The 19,821-nt window shown below is 73.1% G+C and carries 13 protein-coding genes; 6 read left to right on the forward strand and 7 right to left on the reverse strand.

The genetic code is table 11. The features are described 5' to 3' along the window. The first annotated feature begins 141 nt into the window (after positions 1–141). The 3 genes from AB0F18_RS31955 (at position 142) to AB0F18_RS31965 (ending at position 6,657) form a co-directional block, all read left to right on the forward strand. Positions 142–642 carry a hypothetical protein gene (locus AB0F18_RS31955; protein WP_362066960.1) on the forward strand — a complete coding sequence of 167 codons (501 nt, stop codon included), beginning with the start codon at positions 142–144 and terminating at the stop codon, positions 640–642. Continuing rightward, the gene (locus AB0F18_RS31960; protein ID WP_362066962.1) at positions 639–1,325 is read left to right on the forward strand and encodes an HAD family hydrolase; all 687 of its coding nucleotides are present in this window, start codon (positions 639–641) and stop codon (positions 1,323–1,325) included. The genes AB0F18_RS31955 and AB0F18_RS31960 overlap by 4 nt, the downstream gene beginning before the upstream one ends. Before the next feature lie 364 nt (positions 1,326–1,689). Next, on the forward strand, positions 1,690–6,657 hold the full coding sequence (locus tag AB0F18_RS31965) for an NAD-glutamate dehydrogenase (RefSeq protein WP_362066964.1): 4,968 nt from the start codon (positions 1,690–1,692) through the stop codon (positions 6,655–6,657). 80 nt (positions 6,658–6,737) lie between these two features. Here AB0F18_RS31965 and AB0F18_RS31970 read toward each other — a convergent pair whose 3' ends face one another. Both AB0F18_RS31970 and AB0F18_RS31975 read right to left on the reverse strand, forming a co-directional pair. Further along, positions 6,738–7,505: an ABC transporter ATP-binding protein gene (locus AB0F18_RS31970; protein WP_362066966.1), complete on the reverse strand. Its 768-nt coding sequence runs from the start codon at positions 7,503–7,505 to the stop codon at positions 6,738–6,740. Next, entirely contained in the window at positions 7,498–8,403 is a 906-nt protein-coding gene (locus AB0F18_RS31975) for an ABC transporter permease (RefSeq protein WP_362066968.1), read from the reverse strand. Before AB0F18_RS31975 ends, AB0F18_RS31970 begins: the two co-directional genes overlap by 8 nt. A 136-nt stretch (positions 8,404–8,539) precedes the next feature. On the opposite strand from AB0F18_RS31975, the gene AB0F18_RS31980 reads away from it, so the two are divergent. The 3 genes from AB0F18_RS31980 (at position 8,540) to AB0F18_RS31990 (ending at position 11,481) form a co-directional block, all read left to right on the forward strand. Further along, positions 8,540–9,154 carry a TetR/AcrR family transcriptional regulator gene (locus tag AB0F18_RS31980; protein ID WP_362066970.1) on the forward strand — a complete coding sequence of 205 codons (615 nt, stop codon included), beginning with the start codon at positions 8,540–8,542 and terminating at the stop codon, positions 9,152–9,154. Positions 9,155–9,246: 92 nt separating this feature from the next. Further along, a complete protein-coding gene (locus AB0F18_RS31985) occupies positions 9,247–10,452 on the forward strand; it encodes an FAD-dependent oxidoreductase (RefSeq protein ID WP_362066972.1) in 1,206 nt (401 codons plus the stop codon). Positions 10,453–10,584: 132 nt separating this feature from the next. Next, complete coding sequence (locus tag AB0F18_RS31990) at positions 10,585–11,481, forward strand: RNA polymerase sigma-70 factor (protein ID WP_362066974.1); 897 nt, start codon at positions 10,585–10,587, stop codon at positions 11,479–11,481. 7 nt (positions 11,482–11,488) lie between these two features. Here AB0F18_RS31990 and AB0F18_RS31995 read toward each other — a convergent pair whose 3' ends face one another. From AB0F18_RS31995 to AB0F18_RS32015, 5 genes are all read right to left on the reverse strand, one after another. Further along, entirely contained in the window at positions 11,489–13,756 is a 2,268-nt protein-coding gene (locus AB0F18_RS31995; RefSeq protein WP_362066976.1) for a bifunctional glycosyltransferase family 2 protein/CDP-glycerol:glycerophosphate glycerophosphotransferase, read from the reverse strand. 158 nt (positions 13,757–13,914) lie between these two features. Further along, on the reverse strand, positions 13,915–14,754 hold the full coding sequence (locus tag AB0F18_RS32000) for a carbohydrate ABC transporter permease (RefSeq protein ID WP_362066978.1): 840 nt from the start codon (positions 14,752–14,754) through the stop codon (positions 13,915–13,917). After that, on the reverse strand, positions 14,751–16,097 hold the full coding sequence (locus AB0F18_RS32005; RefSeq protein ID WP_362066980.1) for a sugar ABC transporter permease: 1,347 nt from the start codon (positions 16,095–16,097) through the stop codon (positions 14,751–14,753). The genes AB0F18_RS32000 and AB0F18_RS32005 overlap by 4 nt, the downstream gene beginning before the upstream one ends. Position 16,098: 1 nt before the next feature. Then, entirely contained in the window at positions 16,099–17,493 is a 1,395-nt protein-coding gene (locus AB0F18_RS32010) for an ABC transporter substrate-binding protein (RefSeq protein WP_362066982.1), read from the reverse strand. A gap of 104 nt (positions 17,494–17,597) precedes the next feature. Further along, the coding region (locus AB0F18_RS32015) for an FtsK/SpoIIIE domain-containing protein (RefSeq protein ID WP_362066984.1) at positions 17,598–19,821 on the reverse strand (2,224 nt) is incomplete at its 5' end.

Below are 19,821 nucleotides of genomic sequence, written 5' to 3' on the forward strand. Positions count from 1 at the left end.
AGCCCCCCAGCCCCCCAGCCCCCTGGCCCCCTGGCCCGTGCTTTTGCACCAGGCCCGACCCCGCCCCCCGGACGGCCCACGGGAGTTCGGCAGCGGCAGTCGTATCCTGAGGGGGTTTCCGACTACCGAAAGCAGCCGGCCATGCGCGTGTACGTCCCCCTGACACTCCCCGGGCTCGCCGAGGCGCACAAGGCGGGCGAGCTGGGGCCCGCCCCGCTCCGTGCGTACGCCGTGACGCCCGGGCTGCGGGAGTGGTACGTCTCCGACGACATCGAGGAGCTGGAGTACGCGGCCCTGAGCCGCGCCGCCGCCGCCTCCCTGCGGATGCTGGCCGAGGACCCCGCCGCACCGCGCAAGCGCGTCGTCGTCGCCGTCGACGTGGACGACAAGGCCGCCGCAGCTTCGCCCGGCCTGGACGAGGCGACCCTCGGGCAGGTGACGCTCGCCGCCGCCGTGCGGCTGACCGTGGCCGCCGCCGTGCACGTCGACGCCGAGGACGCCGAGCAGGACGTGACCGCCGCCGCCGGGGCCCTGGCGGCCGCCGACGGCGGGGACGACGACGCGCAGTTCCTCGTCGACGGCGCCGAGGACCACGAGCTGCTGTGGTTCGGCGTGCAGGAGATCCCGGGGCTGCTGGGATGACGATAGGGATCCAGGCCGGTGCCGGTACGGCCCACCTCGTGTGGGACTGGAACGGGACCCTGCTGCACGACATCGACGCCGTGATCATCGCGACCAACGCCTCCTTCGCCGAGCTCGGGTTCCCCCCGATCACGCTGGAGAGGTACCGCGACCTGTACGTCGTGCCCGTGCCGAAGTTCTACGAGCGGCTCATGGGCCGGCTGCCCACCGAGGAGGAGTGGGTGGTGATGGACGAGGCGTTCCACCGCCACTACTGGACGGCCGCCGAGGCCTCCGGCCTGGCCGAGGGGGCGCGGGAGCTGCTGCGCGGCTGGCAGGCGGACGGGCTCACGCAGTCGCTGTTGTCCCTCGCGCCCCACGAGAAGCTCGTGCCCCTGGTCCGGGCGCACGGCATCGACGGGCACTTCCTGCGGGTCGACGGCCGTACCGGGCCCTCGCACACCTCCAAGGCGGGGCACCTCGTACGCCATATGGCCGCCCTGGAGGCAGCCGGTGTGACGGCTTCCCGTACGGTCCTCGTCGGCGACGCCGTGGACGATGCGATGGCCGCGGCCCATGTGGGCGCACGCGCGGTCCTGTACACCGGCGGCTCGCACAGCCGCGCCAGTCTGGCGTCCGCGGGCGTGCCCGTCGTCGACAGCCTCGCCGAGGCCGTCGCCACCGCCCGTGAGCTGGTCGGATAGGGCCCCCGGCACGCCGCCGCGGCCACGTCGCTGGCCAGAGTGTCCAGGTTTTACCCCCGGATTTGTACAGATGCAGTGAATGACGACCTGGGGGTGGGGCGAGATAGCCTTGTACCCGTGATCAGCGCGATAGTCATCGGGGGCACTGACGCCCCCGGCCCGCGCCCGGCGCACGTCCGTGCCCGGGCCTTCGCTGATCCCCGCCGCCGGGACCTGTCGATCATGGTCGAAGCCTTCCCGGGCGGCTCTCCCGACGACATGGCGTCGAAACCGAATCCGGACGGACATCCCGCCTCATCGCGGCGCTTTGTCATTCCTTCCTTCACCTACGTCACGCAATGGCGCGCGACAGGAGCCAGAGGACATGCAGACCAAGCTGGACGAAGCAAAGGCCGAGCTGCTCGCGCGGGCGGCACGGGTAGCTGAGAACAGCCCGGCCGGGGGGCTACTTCCGACTGGGTCCGAGCACGGGGAGCACCCCGGACAGGGCGCGACGCTCGCCTATCTCCAGCGCTACTACCTGCACACGGCCCCCGAGGACCTGGCGGACCGCGACCCGGTCGACGTGTTCGGCGCGGCGCTCTCCCACTACCGGCTGGCCGAGAACCGTCCGCAGGGCACGGCGAACGTGCGGGTGCACACCCCCACCGTCGAGGAGAACGGCTGGACCTCCAGCCACTCGGTCGTCGAGGTCGTCACCGACGACATGCCGTTCCTCGTGGACTCCGTCACCAACGAGCTGTCCCGCCAGGGCCGCGGCATCCACGTCGTGATCCACCCGCAGGTCGTCGTGCGCCGTGACCTCACCGGCAAGCTGATCGAGATCCTCGGCCCCGACTGCGACGCCCACGGTCCCAAGACCGCGCGCCCCCACGACTCCCTCGTCGAGTCGTGGATCCACGTCGAGATCGACCGCGAGACCGACAAGGCCGACCTCAAGCAGATCACGGCCGACCTGCTGCGCGTCTTGTCCGACGTCCGCGAGTCCGTCGAGGACTGGGAGAAGATGCGCGACGCCGCGCTGCGCATCGCCGACGAGCTGCCGAACGAGCCGACCGCGCCGGACCTGCGCGAGTACGAGCAGGAGGAGGCCCGCGAGCTGCTGCGCTGGCTGGCCGACGACCACTTCACCTTCCTCGGCTTCCGCGAGTACAACCTGGTCGACGGCGACGCCCTCACGGCCGTCCCCGGCACCGGCCTGGGCATCCTGCGCTCCGACCCGCTCCACCACGGCCAGGAGGACGCGCACCCCGTCTCGCCGTCCTTCAACCGGCTGCCGGCCGACGCCCGCGCCAAGGCCCGCGAGCACCGCCTGCTGGTGCTGACGAAGGCCAACAGCCGCGCGACCGTGCACCGCCCCTCGTACCTCGACTACGTCGGCGTCAAGAAGTTCGACGCCGAGGGCAACGTCGTCGGCGAGCGCCGCTTCCTCGGCCTGTTCTCCTCCGCCGCGTACACCGAGTCGGTGCGCCGCGTCCCGGTGATCCGCCGCAAGGTCTCCGAGGTGCTGGAGGGCGCCGGCTTCTCGCCGTCCAGCCACGACGGCCGCGACCTGCTCCAGATCCTGGAGACCTACCCGCGCGACGAGCTGTTCCAGACCCCGGTCGACAAGCTCCGCGAGATCGCCACCTCCGTCCTGTACCTGCAGGAACGCCGCCGGCTGCGGCTCTACCTGCGCCAGGACGAGTACGGCCGCTACTACTCGGCGCTGGTCTACCTGCCGCGCGACCGGTTCACCACCGGCGTCCGGCTGCGCCTGATGGACATCCTGAAGGAGGAGCTCGGCGGCACCAGCGTCGACTTCACCGCCTGGAACACCGAGTCGATCCTCTCCCGCATCCACTTCGTCGTCCGCGTCCCGCAGGGCACCCAGCTGCCCGCACTGACCGACGCCGACGTCGAGCGCGTCGAGTCCCGCCTGGTGGAGGCCGCCCGCTCCTGGGCCGACGGCTTCGGCGAGGCCCTGAACGCCGAGCTGGGCGAGGAGCGCGCCGCCGAGCTGCTGCGCAAGTACGGCGGCTCCTTCTCCGAGGGCTACAAGGCCGACCACACGCCGCGGATGGCCGTGTCCGACCTGTGCCACCTGGAGAAGCTCTCCGCGAGCGAGCGCCCCTTTGCGCTGTCCCTGTACGAGCCCGTCGGCGCGGGCCCGGGCGAGCGCCGCTTCAAGATCTACCGCACCGGTGAGCAGGTCTCCCTCTCCGCCGTCCTGCCGGTCCTGCAGCGCCTGGGCGTCGAGGTCACCGACGAGCGGCCGTACGAGCTGCGCCGCAGCGACCGGGTGAGCGCCTGGATCTACGACTTCGGTCTGCGGATGCCGCTGTCGACCGGCAACGGGGACAGCTACCTCGGCGACGACGCGCGCGAGCGGTTCCAGGAGGCCTTCGCGGCCGTGTGGACCGGCGAGGCCGAGAACGACAACTTCAACGCCCTCGTCCTGGGCGCCGGGCTGACCTGGCGGCAGGCCGTGGTGCTGCGCGCGTACGCCAAGTACATGCGCCAGGCCGGCTCCACCTTCAGCCAGGACTACATGGAGGACACCCTCCGCAACAACGTCCACACCACCCGGCTGCTGGTCTCCCTCTTCGAGGCGCGGATGTCGCCGGGCCGCCAGGCCGCCGGCACCGAGCTCGTCGACGCCATGCTGGAGGAGCTGGACGGGGCCCTGGACCAGGTCGCCTCGCTCGACGAGGACCGCATCCTGCGGGCGTTCCTGACGCTCATCAAGGCCACCCTGCGCACGAACTTCTTCCAGCTGAACGACGCGGGCGAGCAGCACGCGTACGTGTCGATGAAGTTCGACCCGCAGGCCATCCCGGACCTGCCGGCCCCGCGCCCGGCGTTCGAGATCTGGGTGTACTCCCCGCGCGTCGAGGGCGTCCACCTGCGCTTCGGCAAGGTCGCCCGAGGCGGTCTGCGCTGGTCCGACCGGCGCGAGGACTTCCGTACGGAGATCCTCGGCCTGGTCAAGGCGCAGATGGTCAAGAACACCGTCATCGTGCCGGTCGGTGCCAAGGGCGGCTTCGTCGCCAAGAACCTGCCGGACCCGTCGGTGGACCGCGACGCGTGGCTGGCCGAGGGCATCGCCTCGTACAAGATCTTCATCTCGGCGCTGCTCGACATCACCGACAACCTGGTCGCGGGCGAGGTCGTGCCGCCCAAGGGCGTGGTCCGCCACGACGGGGACGATACCTACCTCGTCGTCGCCGCCGACAAGGGCACCGCGACCTTCTCCGACATCGCCAACAGTGTCGCCGAGTCGTACGGCTTCTGGCTGGGCGACGCCTTCGCCTCGGGCGGCAGCGCCGGCTACGACCACAAGGGCATGGGCATCACCGCCCGCGGTGCCTGGGAGTCCGTCAAGCGGCACTTCCGCGAGCTGGGCCACGACACCCAGACCGAGGACTTCACGGTCGTCGGCGTCGGCGACATGTCCGGTGACGTCTTCGGCAACGGCATGCTGCTCTCCGAGCACATCCGTCTGGTCGCCGCCTTCGACCACCGGCACATCTTCATCGACCCGACCCCGGACGCGGCCGTCTCGTACGCGGAGCGCCGGCGCCTGTTCGAGCTGCCGCGCTCCTCGTGGGCGGACTACGACACCGCCCTGCTGTCGGCGGGCGGCGGCATCCACCCGCGTTCCGCGAAGGCCATCCCGGTCAACGCGCAGATGCGGGCGGCCCTCGGCATCGAGGCGGGCGTCACGAAGATGACCCCGGCCGACCTGATGCAGGCGATCCTGCAGGCCCCGGTGGACCTGCTGTGGAACGGCGGCATCGGCACGTACGTCAAGGCGACCGCCGAGACGCACGCCGACGTCGGCGACAAGGCCAACGACGCGATCCGCGTCAACGGCTCCGACGTCCGCGCCAAGGTCATCGGTGAGGGCGGCAACCTGGGCCTCACGCAGCTGGGCCGCATCGAGTTCGCCCGTACCGGCGCCGGCGGCGAGGGTGGCAAGGTCAACACCGACGCCATCGACAACAGCGCGGGCGTGGACACCTCGGACCACGAGGTGAACATCAAGATCCTGCTCAACGGGCTGGTCGCCGAGGGCGACATGACCGTCAAGCAGCGCAACAAGCTGCTCGCCGAGATGACCGACGAGGTCGGCCATCTGGTGCTGCGCAACAACTACGCGCAGAACACGGCGCTGGCCAACGGCTCGGCCCAGGCGTCGAGCCTGCTCCACGCCCAGCAGCGGTTCATGCGCCGCCTGGGCCGTGACGGGCAGCTGGACCGCCAGCTGGAGTTCCTGCCCAACGACCGGCAGATCCGTGAGCTGCTGAACACCGGCCGCGGCCTGACGCAGCCGGAGCTGGCCGTCCTGTTCGCCTACACCAAGATCACGGTGGCGGACGAGCTGATCCACACCGAGCTCCCGGACGACCCGTACCTGCGCCGCCTGCTGCACACCTACTTCCCGGGCGCGCTGGTGGCGAAGTTCCCGGAGCAGGTCGACGCGCACCCCCTGCGCCGGGAGATCATCACCACCCTGCTGGTCAACGACACCGTCAACTCCGGCGGTTCGACCTTCCTGCACCGTCTGCGGGAGGAGACTGGGGCCTCGCTGGAGGAGATCGTCCGGGCGCAGCTGTCGGCCCGTGAGATCTTCGGCATGGCCAAGGTGTGGGACGCGGTCGAGGCCCTCGACAACAAGGTCGCGGCCGACGTCCAGACCCGGATCCGGCTGCACTCGCGGCGCCTGGTGGAGCGCGGTACGCGCTGGCTGCTGAACAACCGGCCGCAGCCGCTGCAGATCACCGAGACCGTCGAGCTGTTCAGCGCGCGGGTGGCGCAGGTCTGGGACGAGCTGCCGAAGCTGGTGCGCGGTGCGGACCTGGAGTGGTACCGGACGGTGATGGACGAGCTGACCGGCGAGGGCGTGCCGGAGGAGCTCGCGGCGAAGGTGGCCGGGTTCTCTTCGGCCTTCCCGACGCTGGACATCGTCGCCACCGCCGACCGTACGGGCGTGGACCCGCTGGCCGTCGCCGAGGTGTACTACGACCTGGCGGACCGGCTGGACATCACGCAGCTGATGGACCGGATCATCGAGCTGCCGCGGTCGGACCGCTGGCAGTCGATGGCCCGCGCGTCGATCCGTGAGGACCTGTTCGCGGCGCACGCCTCGTTGACCGCCGACGTGCTGGCGGTGGGCAACGGGGACTCGACTCCCGAGGAGCGCTTCAAGGCGTGGGAGGAGAAGAACGCGGCGCTGATCGGCCGGGCGCGGACGACCCTGGACGAGATCCGGGGCTCGGACGACTTCGACCTGGCGAACCTGTCGGTGGCGATGCGGACGATGCGGTCGCTGCTGCGGGCGCACGCCTAGTCGCCGGCGCGGCCGGAGCCGGAAACGGGCCGGGCCCGGGACCCTCAGGGGTCCCGGGCCCGGCCCGTTCGCGCGGGGGGTCAGCCGCGGGTGAAGGCCTCGTAGGCGTCGCAGACCTCCTTCGAGGGGCCGTCCATGCGCACGACGCCCGACTCCAGCCAGATCGCCCGGTCGCAGGTCTCGCGGACCGTGCCGATGGAGTGGCTGACCAGGAAGACGGTGCCGGCGCTGGCGCGGAGTTCCTCGATGCGGGCCTGGCTGCGGCGCTGGAAGGCGGCGTCGCCGGTGGCGAGGGCCTCGTCGATCATCAGGACCTCGTGGTCCTTGGCGGCGGCGATGGAGAACCGCAGGCGGGCGCCCATGCCGGAGGAGTACGTGCGCATGGGCAGGGAGATGAAGTCGCCCTTCTCGTTGATTCCGGAGAAGTCGACGATGTCCTGGTAGCGCTCGCGGATCTGCTGTTTGGTCATGCCCATCGCCAGTCCGCCGAGGACCACGTTCCGCTCGCCGGTGAGGTCGTTCATCAGGGCCGCGTTCACTCCGAGGAGGGAGGGCTGGCCGTGGGAGTAGACCGTGCCGCGGGCCACCGGCTGGAGGCCGGCGATGGCCTTGAGGAGGGTGGACTTGCCCGAGCCGTTGGAGCCGATGAGGCCGATGGCCTCGCCCTTGTACGCGGTGAAGCTGACGCCCTTGACGGCGTGCACCTCGCGGACGCCGGGGGCGGGCCTGCGGGAGAAGATGCGGCTGAGGGCCGCGGTGGCCCCGCCCTTGCGGTTGCCGGAGCCGTGCACCTTGTAGATCACGTGGACCTCGTCGGCGATGACGGTCGGGACACGGGTGTCAGCCACGGCCGTACTCCTCCTCTGCCTTCCAGAAGTAGACGAACCCGCCGACGCCGGCGAGCAGGGCCCAGCCGATGGCGATCGGCCAGACGTGGTGGGGCAGCTGGGCGGCCTTGAAGCTGTCGATCAGCGCGAAGCGCATCAGGTCGATGTAGACGGCAGCCGGGTTGAGCTTGAGCATCATCGCGACCCAGTGCGGCAGGTGGTCCGTGCGCAGGATGGAGTCGATGGACCACATCACGCCCGAGGAGTACATCCAGGTCCGCAGGACGAACGGCATCAGCTGGCTGACGTCCGGGTTCTTGCTGCCGATGCGGGCCATGACCATCGCGACGCCCGCGCAGAAGACGGCCATCAGGAAGAGGGCCGGGGCGGCGAGCAGCCAGGACGGCGAGGGGACCTGCCCGAAGGCCAGGAGCAGGACGACCAGGGCGCCCATGGTGACCAGCAGCTGCTGGAAGAGCTGGACCACCGAGGACAGCGGCAGGCTGGCGCGGGGGAAGTGCAGGGCGCGGACCAGCCCGAGGTTGCTGTGGACGGCGCGGGTGCCGGCGTTGATGGAGCTGCCGATGAAGTCCCAGACGAAGACGCCGGTGATCAGGAACGGCACGTAGTCGGGCACGCCGTGGCTGGCGCGCATCACGATGCCGAAGATGAAGTAGTAGACGGCCGCGTTGAGCAGCGGGGTCATCAGGTGCCAGACCTGGCCGAGCTTGGCCGTGCTGTACGTGGCGTGCATGCGCGCGGTGGCGTACGCGGTCACGAAGTGGCGGCGGTCCCAGAGCTGCGCGAGGTAGCTCGGCAGGGAGGGGCGGGCGCCGCTGACGGTCAGGCCGTGGGCTGCCGCCAGTTCCGCGGGGGTGGTGGCGGCCGGGGCGGGCGGCGCGGTGGTCACTCGGGTCACGGGCTTCGCTTTCGACGGGGTCTTGCGTCGGGACGGGTCCGTATCGTCGCTACGGTGAGGTTAGGGCGCTCCACGTCGGAACGCAACCGTATCGTCGTGACGGGGGAGTGGCGGCGTACGCGGCTATGCTCTGTGCATGACCACCGAGCCCGCTCCCGCCCCCGCCCGCCGCGCCCCCGCCGGGGCGGCCGTCCTGCGCGAGGACGTGACCGAGGCGATCCGTGCGGCGGTGCTCGCGGAACTGGCGGAGGCGGGCTTCGCCCGGATGTCCATCGAGGGCATCGCCCGCCGCGCCGGGGTCGGCAAGACGGCGGTCTACCGGCGCTGGAAGTCCAAGCTGCACCTCGTGCTCGACCTGATCGGGGCGTTCGCCGCCGACGGCCTGCCCGTCCCGGCCACCGGCTCCCTCTACGGGGACGTACGGGCGCTGCTGGAGGTCATGACCCACGTACTGCGCCACCCGGTGGCCTCGGCGGTGATCCCGGACCTGCTGGTGGAGGCCGCACGCAACCCGGAGATCGCGGACGCGGTGCGCGGGGCGCTGCTGGACGGGCAGCGCAGGCTCGCCGAGGGGATCGTCGCGGAGGCCGTCGCACGGGGCGAGCTGCCGGAGTCGGCCTCCCCCGAGCGGGCCCTGGACCTGGCGATCGGGCCCCTGTACTGGCGGCAGGTCGTGGTGGGCGACTCCGTTCCGGCGGCCTACCTGGACGGGCTCGCGCGTTCGGCGGTGGCCGGGCTGAAGGCCGGCTGACACCCCGCCCGGTGTGATCCGGCCCACAGGCCGTCACGGACGGCGGGCCCCCGGTGTCTTGTGGTCGAACCCCTGGAGCCGGAGGAGACACCATGAGCGCGAAGAGCACCGAAGTCCTCGTCATCGGCGGCGGATACGCGGGCGTCATGGCCGCCAACCGCCTGACGCGGCGCGACGACGTGACGGTCACCCTGGTCAACCCGCGCCCCCAGTTCGTCGAGCGGATCCGTCTGCACCAGCTGGTGGCCGGGACCCACGACGCCGCCCTCGACTACGGCAAGGTGCTGAGCGGGCGGGTCCGGCTGCTGGTCGACACCGTGACCGGCATCGACGCCGCCGGGCGCAGTGTGACGCTGGCGAGCGGCGGCACGGCCGGCTACGACTACCTCGTCTACGCGGTGGGCAGCGGCAGCGCCGGCCCGAGCGTCCCCGGAGCGGCGGAGTTCGCCCACCCGCTCGCCACCTTCGAGGAGGCCCGGCGCCTGCGGCCGGCCCTCGACGCCGCGCCCGCGAAGGCCCCCGTCACAGTCGTCGGCGGCGGTACGACCGGCATCGAGACCGCCGCCGAGCTGGCGGCGGAGGGCCGCACCGTGACCCTGGTCTGCGGCGGGACGCTCGGCCCCTCCCTGCACCCCCGCGGCCGCCGCGCGGTCGCCCGACGGCTGGCCGCACTCGGCGTCACCGTCCTCGAAGGCCCCGACGCGAAGGTGACGGCGGTGACCCGTGACGCCGTACACCTCGCCGACGGCCGCGAGCTGCCCAGCGAGGTCACCGTCTGGACCGCCGGGTTCGGCGTCCCCGACCTGGCCGCCCGCAGCGGCCTGAGCACCGACGCCCTGGGCCGGCTGCTCACGGACGAGACCCTCACCAGCGTGGACGACGAACGGATCATCGCGGCCGGCGACTCGGCGGCCCCCTCGGACCTCCCGCTGCGGATGAGCTGCCAGGCCGCCGTCCAGCTGGGTCCGCAGGCCGCCGAGACCGTGCTCAGCCGCATCGCCGGCGAGCGGCCCGCGCCCATCGACGTGGCGTTCGTCGCCCAGTGCCTGAGCCTGGGACGCCGCGCCGGCCTCCTCCAGCTCACCGAGAAGGACGACACCGCCAGGAAGTACCACCTCGGCGGCCGCCCGGGCGCGAAGGTCAAGGAGCTCATCTGCAAGGGCATCCCCTGGCAGCTCTCGTACGAGGCGCGCAAGCCCGGCGCCCGTACCTGGTGGTCCAAGGACCCCAAGCGGCAGGAGCTGCTGGCGGCCCGGCGGGCGGCCGGAACGCCGGTCGCCGCCGCACAGACGGTCTGACCACGGAAGTCCGCGGCCGGTCCGGCCCGTTCGACAGCACTGGCGGCGCGGCCGCCCATAAAAGATGATCTTGCGGTGGGCGCGCATCCGAAGACACCCGGCCGGCCGGCCGCGAAGGAGAGGCACCGAGACATGAGCACCGAGACCACGGACCCGGCGACCGAGGCGTTCGTCGCCCACCGCAACCTGCTCTTCACCGTCGCCTACGAGATGCTCGGCTCGGCCGCCGACGCCGAGGACGTCCTCCAGGAGACCTGGATGCGCTGGGTCGCCGTCGACCTGGAACAGGTCCGCGACCAGCGCGCCTACCTGGTCCGGATCACCACCCGCCAGGCCCTCAACCGGCTGCGCAGCCTCCAGCGCCGCAAGGAGTCCTACGTCGGCGAGTGGCTGCCCGAACCGCTGCTCACCACCCCCGACGTGGCCGAGGACGTCGAGCTCGCCGAGAGCGTGTCCATGGCGATGATGCTCGTCCTCGAAACCCTGACGCCCACCGAGCGCGCCGTCTTCGTCCTGCGCGAGGCCTTCGACTTCGGCTACGAGGAGATCGCCGCCGCCGTCGACAAGACCCCCGTCGCCGTACGCCAGATCGCGCACCGCGCCCGCCGGCACGTCGACGCCCGCCGCCCCCGCCAGGCCGTCACCCCGGGCGCGGCCTCCGCCGCTGTCGAGTCCTTCCTGCGCGCCGTCGACACCGGCGACCCGCAGGCCCTCCTCGACGTGCTCGCCCCCGACGTCGTCCTCGTCGGCGACGGCGGCGGCATCAAGCAGGCCGCGCTGCGGCCGATCACCGGCGCCGAGAAGGTGACCCGCTTCCTGTTCGGCGGCCTCGGCAAGACCAAGGTCCCGCTCAGCATGGTCCCCACCGTGGTCAACGGCAGCCCGGCGCTCCTGGTCCGGCTGGACGGCGAGGTCGACGGCATCATGGCGATGCGGATCGAAGACGACCGCATCACCGGTCTCTACTACGTCCGCAACCCCGAGAAGCTGACCCGCGTGGCCGCCGCGACCCCCCTCACCCTGCGCTGACAGCCGCCTACGGCCACAGCCCCGCCGTGAGCGGGGTCCGGGCCGCGGCGGCGGCAGGGGAGGGAGCCGGGGGCACGGGGCGGCGGTCCTCCAGCGGGGTGACGGCCGGCAGGGGCGCCTGCTGGCCGAGGAAGACCCGGCGCACCACGCGCTCGGCCGCGTACCCGTCGTCGTACGAGCAGAACCGCGAACGGAACGAGGCGCGCAGCTGGGCCGAGCGCGAGCCCTGCCAGTGCCCGGTGGTGAAGATGTCCACCAGCTCGTCCTCGGTCCGGGCGATCGCCCCGGGCGGGCAGGCCCGCAGGTCGAAGTAGGTGCCGCGGGCGGCTTCGTACGCCTCCCAGTCGTCCGCGTGGATCACGATCGGCCGGTCCAGGGCCGCGTAGTCGAACATCAGGGAGGAGTAGTCGGTGACCAGCGCGTCCGAGGCCAGGCAGAGCTCCTCCACCGAGGGGTGGTCGGAGACGTCCAGCAGCCTCGGGTGCGGGTCCCGGGCGGGCTCGGTGCCCGCGTACGTGAGGTGGGCGCGGGTGAGGACCGTGAAGCGCGGGCCCAGGTCCCGCAGGACCCGCTCGAAGTCCAGGTGCTCGGGCCGGCTGCGCCGGTAGTCGCGGTGCGTGGGGGCGTACAGGATCGCGGTGGTGCCCGGTGCGATGCCCAGGCGTTCGCGCAGGGCCACGACCTCGGCCTGGGTGGACCGGTGGAAGGGGTCGTTGCGCGGGTAGCCGTATTCGAGGGTGGTGTAGGAGGCGGGGACGGCCTTCTCCCAGACCAGGGTGGAGTGCCGGTTCGCGGAGAGCAGGAAGTCCCACTGGTCGGCGCCGCGCAGCAGTCCCTCGAAGTCGGTGGTCGGAGTGGCCGCCGGACGGTCCTGGAGGTCCAGGCCGACCCGCTTGAGCGGGGTGCCGTGCTGGGTCTGGAGCAGGACCTGGCCGGGGCGCTTGACCAGGCCCCGGTCGAAGTTGACGTTGGTGGTCAGGTAGGTGGCCCGGGCCAGCGCCGTCCAGTACGCGGCCGAGCCCGGCCTCAGCGGGGTCGTCTCGGGCGGCAGGGAGGCCGCGTGCCGGGGCTCGCAGATCCACGCGGTACGCATCTGCGGGGCCAGCTCGCGCAGCTTCGCCTCGACGGCCGCCGGGTTGCAGGCGTAGCCGCCGTGCCAGTACGCGGAGAACACCGCGAGCTCGGGCCGCAGGGGCAGCATCCGCTGGGTCCGGTAGTGCAGGCGCAGGGCGCTCTCGCGCAGCCCCCGCCCCAGAGCGGAGCCGGCCCGGGCGGTGGCCAGGGCCGCCGCCCGGGCGGCCGAGGCCAGCCGGTAGGTGCGGCGTACGCCCAGGCGCATCAGGGTGTGCCGCAGCCGGTCGGTGCGGCTCAGCGACAGCGACAGGGCGCCGGCGCCGCCCGGGGTGCGGTGGCGGCGCAGCAGGGCGGAGGCGCGGGCGAAGAACTCGGCGCGGCCCGAGCGCGGCAGGCGGCGGGGGTCGGCGTACAGGGCGCAGAAGTGCTCGGCCATCCTCCGGTGCACCGCCGGGCGCCAGCGCTCCAGTTCGGGCCGGGTCGCGAGCCAGCCGAAGACCCGGTCGTACTGGTCGAAGACGTCGAGGTGGCGGCGGCTGGTGGTGGTCAGGATCGAGCCGGTCCGCCGCTGGCGGTAGTGCACGCAGACCCGGTCGAGGACGGCCACGGACTCGGCGGCCAGCAGCGCCGGATAGGTCCAGGGGGTGTCCTCGTAGAACCCGGGCGGGAATTCGAGGCCCTCGCGCTCCACGTACTCGCGCCGGTACGCCTTGTTCCACACCACCATCAGCATGCCGAGCAGGGCCGGGCGGTCGGCGAGCCGGAAGCTGGCCGGGCCCTCCTCGCTGAGCCGGTGGGCGAGGCGGTTGCGGACCAGCTCGCCGGTCCAGAAGGCGCGGGCGTAGTCGTAGACGAGGACGTCGGGGGAGCCGGTGGCCTTGAGCCGGTCGGTGATGGCCTGGAGGGCGCCCGGGGCGAGGGTGTCGTCGCCGTCGAGGAAGACCAGGTAGTCGCCGGTGGCCCGGGCCAGGCCCGCGTTGCGGGCCGGGCCCAGGCCGAAGTTGTGCGCCAGGTGCACGGCGGTGACCCGGGGGTCGCGGGCCGCGTACTCGTCGATGATCGAACCGCAGGCGTCCGGGGAGGCGTCGTCGACCGCGATCAGTTCCAGATCCGGGTACGACTGTGAGAGGACCGAGTCCAGACTCTCCTGCAGGTACGCCTGAACCTTGTACGCGGGCACGATGACGCTGAACCGGGGCACGGCACATCCAGGGGTCGGCGCGGGCATATTGCTCCCCCAGCTACCGCTGGGTACCCCCAGGCAACGTCCGCGTGGCGATCGGGTTACGCTCCGTGCGGCATTCGGGTTGCTCAGTGTCAACACGCCACGTCAACGGCATGATCGGGACGTGTCCCGGGTTATTTCACCGCGCCCGCCATCACCCCCGTCACGAACTGCCGCTGGAAGGCGAAGAAGACGACGAGCGGCACCACCATCGACAGGAAGGCCCCGGGCGCCAGCACGTCGATGTTGTTCCCGAACTGCCGCACCTGCTGCTGGAGCGCCACCGTCACCGGCGGGTGCGCCGAGTCGGCGAAGACCAGCGCCACCAGCATGTCGTTCCACACCCACAGGAACTGGAAGATGCCCAGCGAGGCGATCGCCGGCCCGCCGAGCGGCAGCACCACCCGTGAGAACAGCCGCAGTTCACCGGCGCCGTCGAGGCGCGCCGCCTCCAGCAGCTCGCGCGGGATCTCCGCGAAGAAGTTCCGCAGCAGGAACACCGCGAAGGGCAGCCCGAACGCGGTGTGGAACAGCACCACCCCGGCCGTCGTCTCGAACAGGCCGATGGCGCCGAAGAGTTCGGAGACGGGGATCAGCGCCACCTGCACGGGGACCACCAGCAGCCCCACCACGACCAGGAACAGCCAGTCCCGGCCCGGGAACTCCAGCCAGGCGAAGGCGTATCCGGCGAGCGCGCCCAGGGTCAGGACGAGCAGGGTCGCCGGGACGGCGATCGCCACCGTGCTCAGGAGGGAGCCGGTGATCGTGTCGTTGGCCAGCAGGTGCGCGTAGTTGGACGCCGTCAGCCGCGAGGGCTCCGTCAGCACCTGCCACCAGCCGCCCCGGTTCAGGTCGTTCGCCGACAGGAACGAGGAGATCAGCAGGCCGAGGGTGGGCATCAGCCAGAACAGCGCCGCCAGGACCAGGAAGACGCGCACCGCCACACCGCCCGCCAGGCGCCTCACGAGGTTCACCGGGAAGCCTCCTTCCGCATCCGGCGGATATTGACCAGCATCACCGGCACCACCAGCACCAGCAGCAGCACCGCGATGGCGCTGCCCAGCCCCTGATCGGCATCCGTGCCGAAGGAGGTCCGGTACAGCTGGAGCGCCAGCACGTTCGCGTCGTCCTGCACCGCGCCCGGTGCGATCACGAAGACCAGGTCGAAGATCTTCATCACGTTGATGACGAGGGTCACCAGCACCACCACCAGCACCGGAGCCAGCAGCGGCACGGTGATCCGCCGGAACACCTGCCACTCGCCCGCCCCGTCCACCCGCGCCGCCTCCAGCAGCTCACGCGGCACGGCCGCCAGCCCGGCCCCGATCAGCACCATCGCGAACCCGGCCCACATCCACACGTACGCGCCGATCACCGCCGGGGTCACCAGCACCGGGCCGAGCCACTCCACCCCCGCGTACGCCTCCCGGAAGTTCGACTCCGGCAGCCGCAGCCGGGCCCCGTCCGCCGAGGCCGGCAGCGTGAACGTACCGTCCGCGCGGGCCGTGGCCGTCGCCACCACCCGGCCGTCCACGACCGCCTCGATCCGCATCCCCGACAGGCCCGTCTCCGTCGGGTCGACCACGTTCACCGCGCCGCCCCCGCCCCGCGTGAAGTCCTGCCAGACCGTCCCCGTCACCTTCCCCGGCTCCGCCCGCGCCGCCCCCGCCGCCCGGGCCCCCTCGGGCAGCGCCTCCGGCGCCACCCCGACCAGCGGCAGCAGCACCGGCACCCCCGCCCGTACGGCCTCCCGGGTCACGAACGCACCGCCCCCGGCCGGCTCCAGCGGCGAGTCCCGGCCCGGGCGGGCCTTCGGGAACGCCGAGGACGGGGCGAAGGTGTCGTGCACCCCGACCACCACCGCGTTGGCCACGCCCCGGTGCGGGTCGTGGTCGTACACCAGCCGGAAGATGATGCCCGCCGCCAGCATCGAGATGGCCATCGGCATGAACACCAGCAGCTTGAACGCCGTCCCCCAGCGCACCCGTTCGGTCAGCACCGCGAAGACCAGGCCGAGCGCGGTGGCCACGGCCGGCGCCACCGCCACCCACACCGCCGTATTGCGCAGGGCCGTGCGGATCGCCGGATCGGCGACGATGGTCCGGTAGTTGGCGACACCGACGAACGAGTCCCCGGAACGGTCGAAGAGGCTGCGGTAGAGGGAGAACCCGATGGGCTGCACCACCAGCGCGCCCAGCAGGACCAGCGCCGGGAGCAGGAACGCCGCCGCGACCAGCCGCCGCCGCCCCGTGCCCGTGACCGTGTGCCGGCCGCGGCCCGGCGTGCCGGGCCGGGCCGCCCCTGTCGTGGCCGTCACGTCAGTTCCCGTAGGCCTTCGCCGCGTCCGCCTCCAGTCTCGCCTGGACGCCCGCCACGTCCGACGGGTTCGCCAGGAAGTCCTGGAGCGCCTTCCACTCACCCGCGCCCGGAGTCCCGCCGAACGCCGCCGGAGCCTGGTCCGACATGTCGAAGCGGAAGTCCTCCCCCGCCGCGATCAGCGCCTTCGCGATGCCCCGCTGGATGTCGTTCGGGTACGCGGCGAAGTCCACCGCCTTGTTCGGGGAGACGAAACCGCCCTCCCCGGCCTGGATCCGCGCCGCGTCCGCCGACGCCAGGAACGTCAGCAGCGCCTGCGCCCCCTTCGACGGCTTCAGCGCCACCGCCACGTCACCGCCCGACACCACCGGCGCCTTCGCACCCACCGCCGGGAAGGGGAAGACGAGCGCGTCCTTGCCCACCTTCGCCTCCGTCTGCGCGATGTTCACCGCCACGAAGTCGCCCTCGAAGACCATCGCCGCCGCCGGCCGGTCGCCACCGGTGAAGGTCTGCGTCACCGACTTCGGGAACTCCGTCGCCAGCGCCCCGCCCGGGCCGCCCGCCAGGAAGTCCTTGCGGCCGAACAGCTCACCGAGGGTGGTCAGCGCCTCCTTGACGCTGTCGTCCGTCCACTTGATCTCGTGTTTCGCCAGCCGGTCGTACTTCTCCGGGCCCGCCTGCGACAGGTAGACGTTCTCGAACCAGTCCGTCAGCGTCCAGCCGTCCGCGCCCGCCACCGAAACCGCCGGGGTCCCGGACGCCGAGAGGGTGTCGGCCGCCGTCAGCAGCTCCTTCCAGGTCTTCGGCGGCTTGACGCCCGCCGCCTCGAAGGCCTTCGCGTTGTACCAGACCAGCGACTTGTTCGCCGCCTTGTAGTACACGCCGTACTGGGTGCCGTCGACCGCCCCGAGCTTCCGCCAGCCCGGCGAGTAGTTCGCGTCGAGCTGCGCCTGGGCCTCCGGGCCCACCGGCTGCGCCCACTTGTTCCGCACCGCCGCCACCAGCGCCCCGACCTGCGGGAGCAGCGCCACGTCCGGGGGCTGACCGCCCGCGATCTTGGTGCCGAGGAAGGTGACGATGGGGTCCTGGGCCGGCACGAAGGTGACCGTCGCGCCCGTCCGCTTCCCGAACTCCTTCAGCACCTTGGTGAAGTTGGCCTGCTCGGGGCCCGTCCAGACCGCCGACACCTCCAGCTTCTCGCCGGGGAGCTTCGGTAACTCGACGGTGTGGGTCTGCTCCTGCCCGGCGGACGGGGTGCTGCCCGCGCTGCCGCCGCCGTTGCCGCCGCTGCCGCAGGCGGTGAGCGCCAGCGCGCCCGCGGCGACGAGGGCCGCCCAGGCCCGTGGCCGCGTACCCCTGCGGTTTCTCGTGTGGCTCGATCCCTGCTGTCCCTGCATGGTGCCGCCCCCGATGCCGTGTGGCCGTGGTGTGCTCCGTGCCACAAGGTCTACGCCGAGCCGCGCACCCCCGCAATACCGCCTCGCGGGGGAACGCCCGGGCGTCAGGGAGCCGGCGGGAACAGCACCGGCACCGCCGAGACCAGGTGGGAGGCCCGGTCGAGGGCGCTGGCCAGGAGGGCGAGGTCGGTCGGCCCGTTGCCCAGCTCGCGCACCGGACGGCGGGCCGGGGGGTCGCCCATCCGCTCCCACTCCACCGGGACCACGGTCGGCCTCAGGGTCGCGGTGCGCGGGATCCGGCCGGTGACCCGGCCCGCCTGGAACGGGACGGCCCGCCCGTCCGCGTACAGCAGCCGGCCGCGGCCGGGGCCCGGCCGGTCCGGGGAGTCCAGCTCGACCCGCAGGGCCGCCCCCCGGGCCGGCTCGGTGTCCGCCGTGCGGTCCGGGCGGGCGGTGGCGGTGATCAGGTGCACCCCGAGCCGGGCGCCCTCACGGGCCACGCCCTCCAGGATCCGTACGAGTGAACCCGCCGCGGGCCGGCCCGGGCTGCCGAGCGCCGGTGCCACCAGCGCGTCGAAGTCGTCCACCAGCAGCACCAGCCGCGGCAGCGGACTCGGGCCGGCGGCCGGGTCGGCGCGGGGCGCGGAGGCTCGCAGCCGCAGGGTGCCGGAGCGCTGGGGGTCGAGGTCGCCGCGGTGTTCGCCCGGCCCGGGGTCGCGGGGCGAGACCATCCGGTCGGACAGGGCGTGCCGGCCGTGCCACTCCGTGAACGGCACGCCGTCCAGCAGCTCGTGGCGGCGCTTGAGCTCGGTGGCCAGGGCCTGCGCGAACTCGCGCATCCGCAGCGGGTCGGAGGCCACCAGGTGGGCCGACACGTGCGGGAGCTCCGTACAGGGCAGCAGGCCCTCACCGCGTTCGCCGCCGGCGCCGTCCAGGAGGAGCAGGCCGAGGTGGTCGGGGCGGGAGCCGGCCGACAAGGAGGCGGCGAGGGAACGCAGGAGCTCCGTACGGCCGCTGCCGGCCGGGCCCTCGATGAGCAGGTGCGGGCCGTCGTGGACCAGCTCGGCGCCGACCGGCCCGCGACGGCCGGCCCCGAGGACCACGTCGGCCAGGCCGCCGACGGCCCGGCCCTGTTCGGTGGCGGCGGCCCAGCGGGCCATCAGGGAGGCCGGGGTGGCACGGGCCAGCCCGAGCTCGTCGAGGAGCCGGGCGGCGGCCGGGAGGCTGGCGGCCGTGCGGTGGACGCCCGGGCTGTCCGCCGGGGGCGCGTCCGCGCGCAGCGGGGCCAGGGCGCGGGCGAACCGCTCCGCCCAGGCGGCGGAGACCCCGTCGGCGACGGCCGTGCGGCCCGGCGGTACGGGGCTGCCGGCGCTGACCGCGAAGGTGCGTACGGCGGTGGCGACGTCGCCGCTGAGCAGGGCGACGGCGGCGCAGTCCCGGAAGGCGGGGGTGCTCGCGCAGGCGGTCTCGTACGTCTGCGCCACCGGGGAGGCGGGGGTGGCGGCCGGGGCCTCGGCGAGCGCGAGGACGTGGATGCCGGCGGCGGGGCCGTGCGAGGCCAGCCGGCCGGTGAGGTCGCGCAGGGCGGCCGTGCCGGGGTCGCCGTCGAGGACGACGAGCGTACGGGGGCCCGTGTACGCGGCCGCCGCCTCGCGCACCGCGCCCGGCTCGGCGGACGCCCAGGTACCGCCCAGGGGGCCGTCGTCCAGCCGCCGGGTCAGTTCGGCGGCGCGGGCGGCCGCCTGGTCGCGGTCGTACGCGAGGAGCAGCCGGCAGTCCTGGCCGTGCGCGGGGCGTACGTGGGGCAGCCAGCCGAGCCAGCCCCAGTCGCGGCGGCGTTCCTGGAGGGGCCGTACGCGGTCGGCGGCCAGCAGGACGATCTCCAGCTGCGCGGGCGGGTGCAGCCCGGCGAGCTGCGCCACGACGGACCGGGCGACCCCCATGAGCCGGGCCCGCGGCCCTGCGACCCCGAGCGCCCCGCTGTCGCGCAGCGCGACCCGGCTCCCGGCCCCGAGCCCCACGTCGAGGAACCCGGGGTGCCCGGGCCCGCGCGACCACAGCCGCTCGGTGGGCCCGAGCGCGGCGAGCAGCAGCGCGGCGGGATCGTCCTCGTCGGGCACCACCACGTCGGGCTCGACCACCCCGACCCCCTCGACGACGGCCTCCTCCTCCCCCCGCACCCACTTCCGCGCCCACGCCCCGATCCCCCCGAGCCGCCGCCGGGGCGCTTCCCCGGCCTGCGGCCCGCCGGGGGCGGCGGGGTGGGCGGGGGTGCCGGGGGCGGGCTGGGCCCCCGTACCGGACGCGCCGTGCGCGGGGCCGGCGGCC

The sequence above is a fragment of the Streptomyces sp. NPDC029216 genome, assembly GCF_040648015.1.
Lineage (GTDB): Bacteria > Actinomycetota > Actinomycetes > Streptomycetales > Streptomycetaceae > Streptomyces.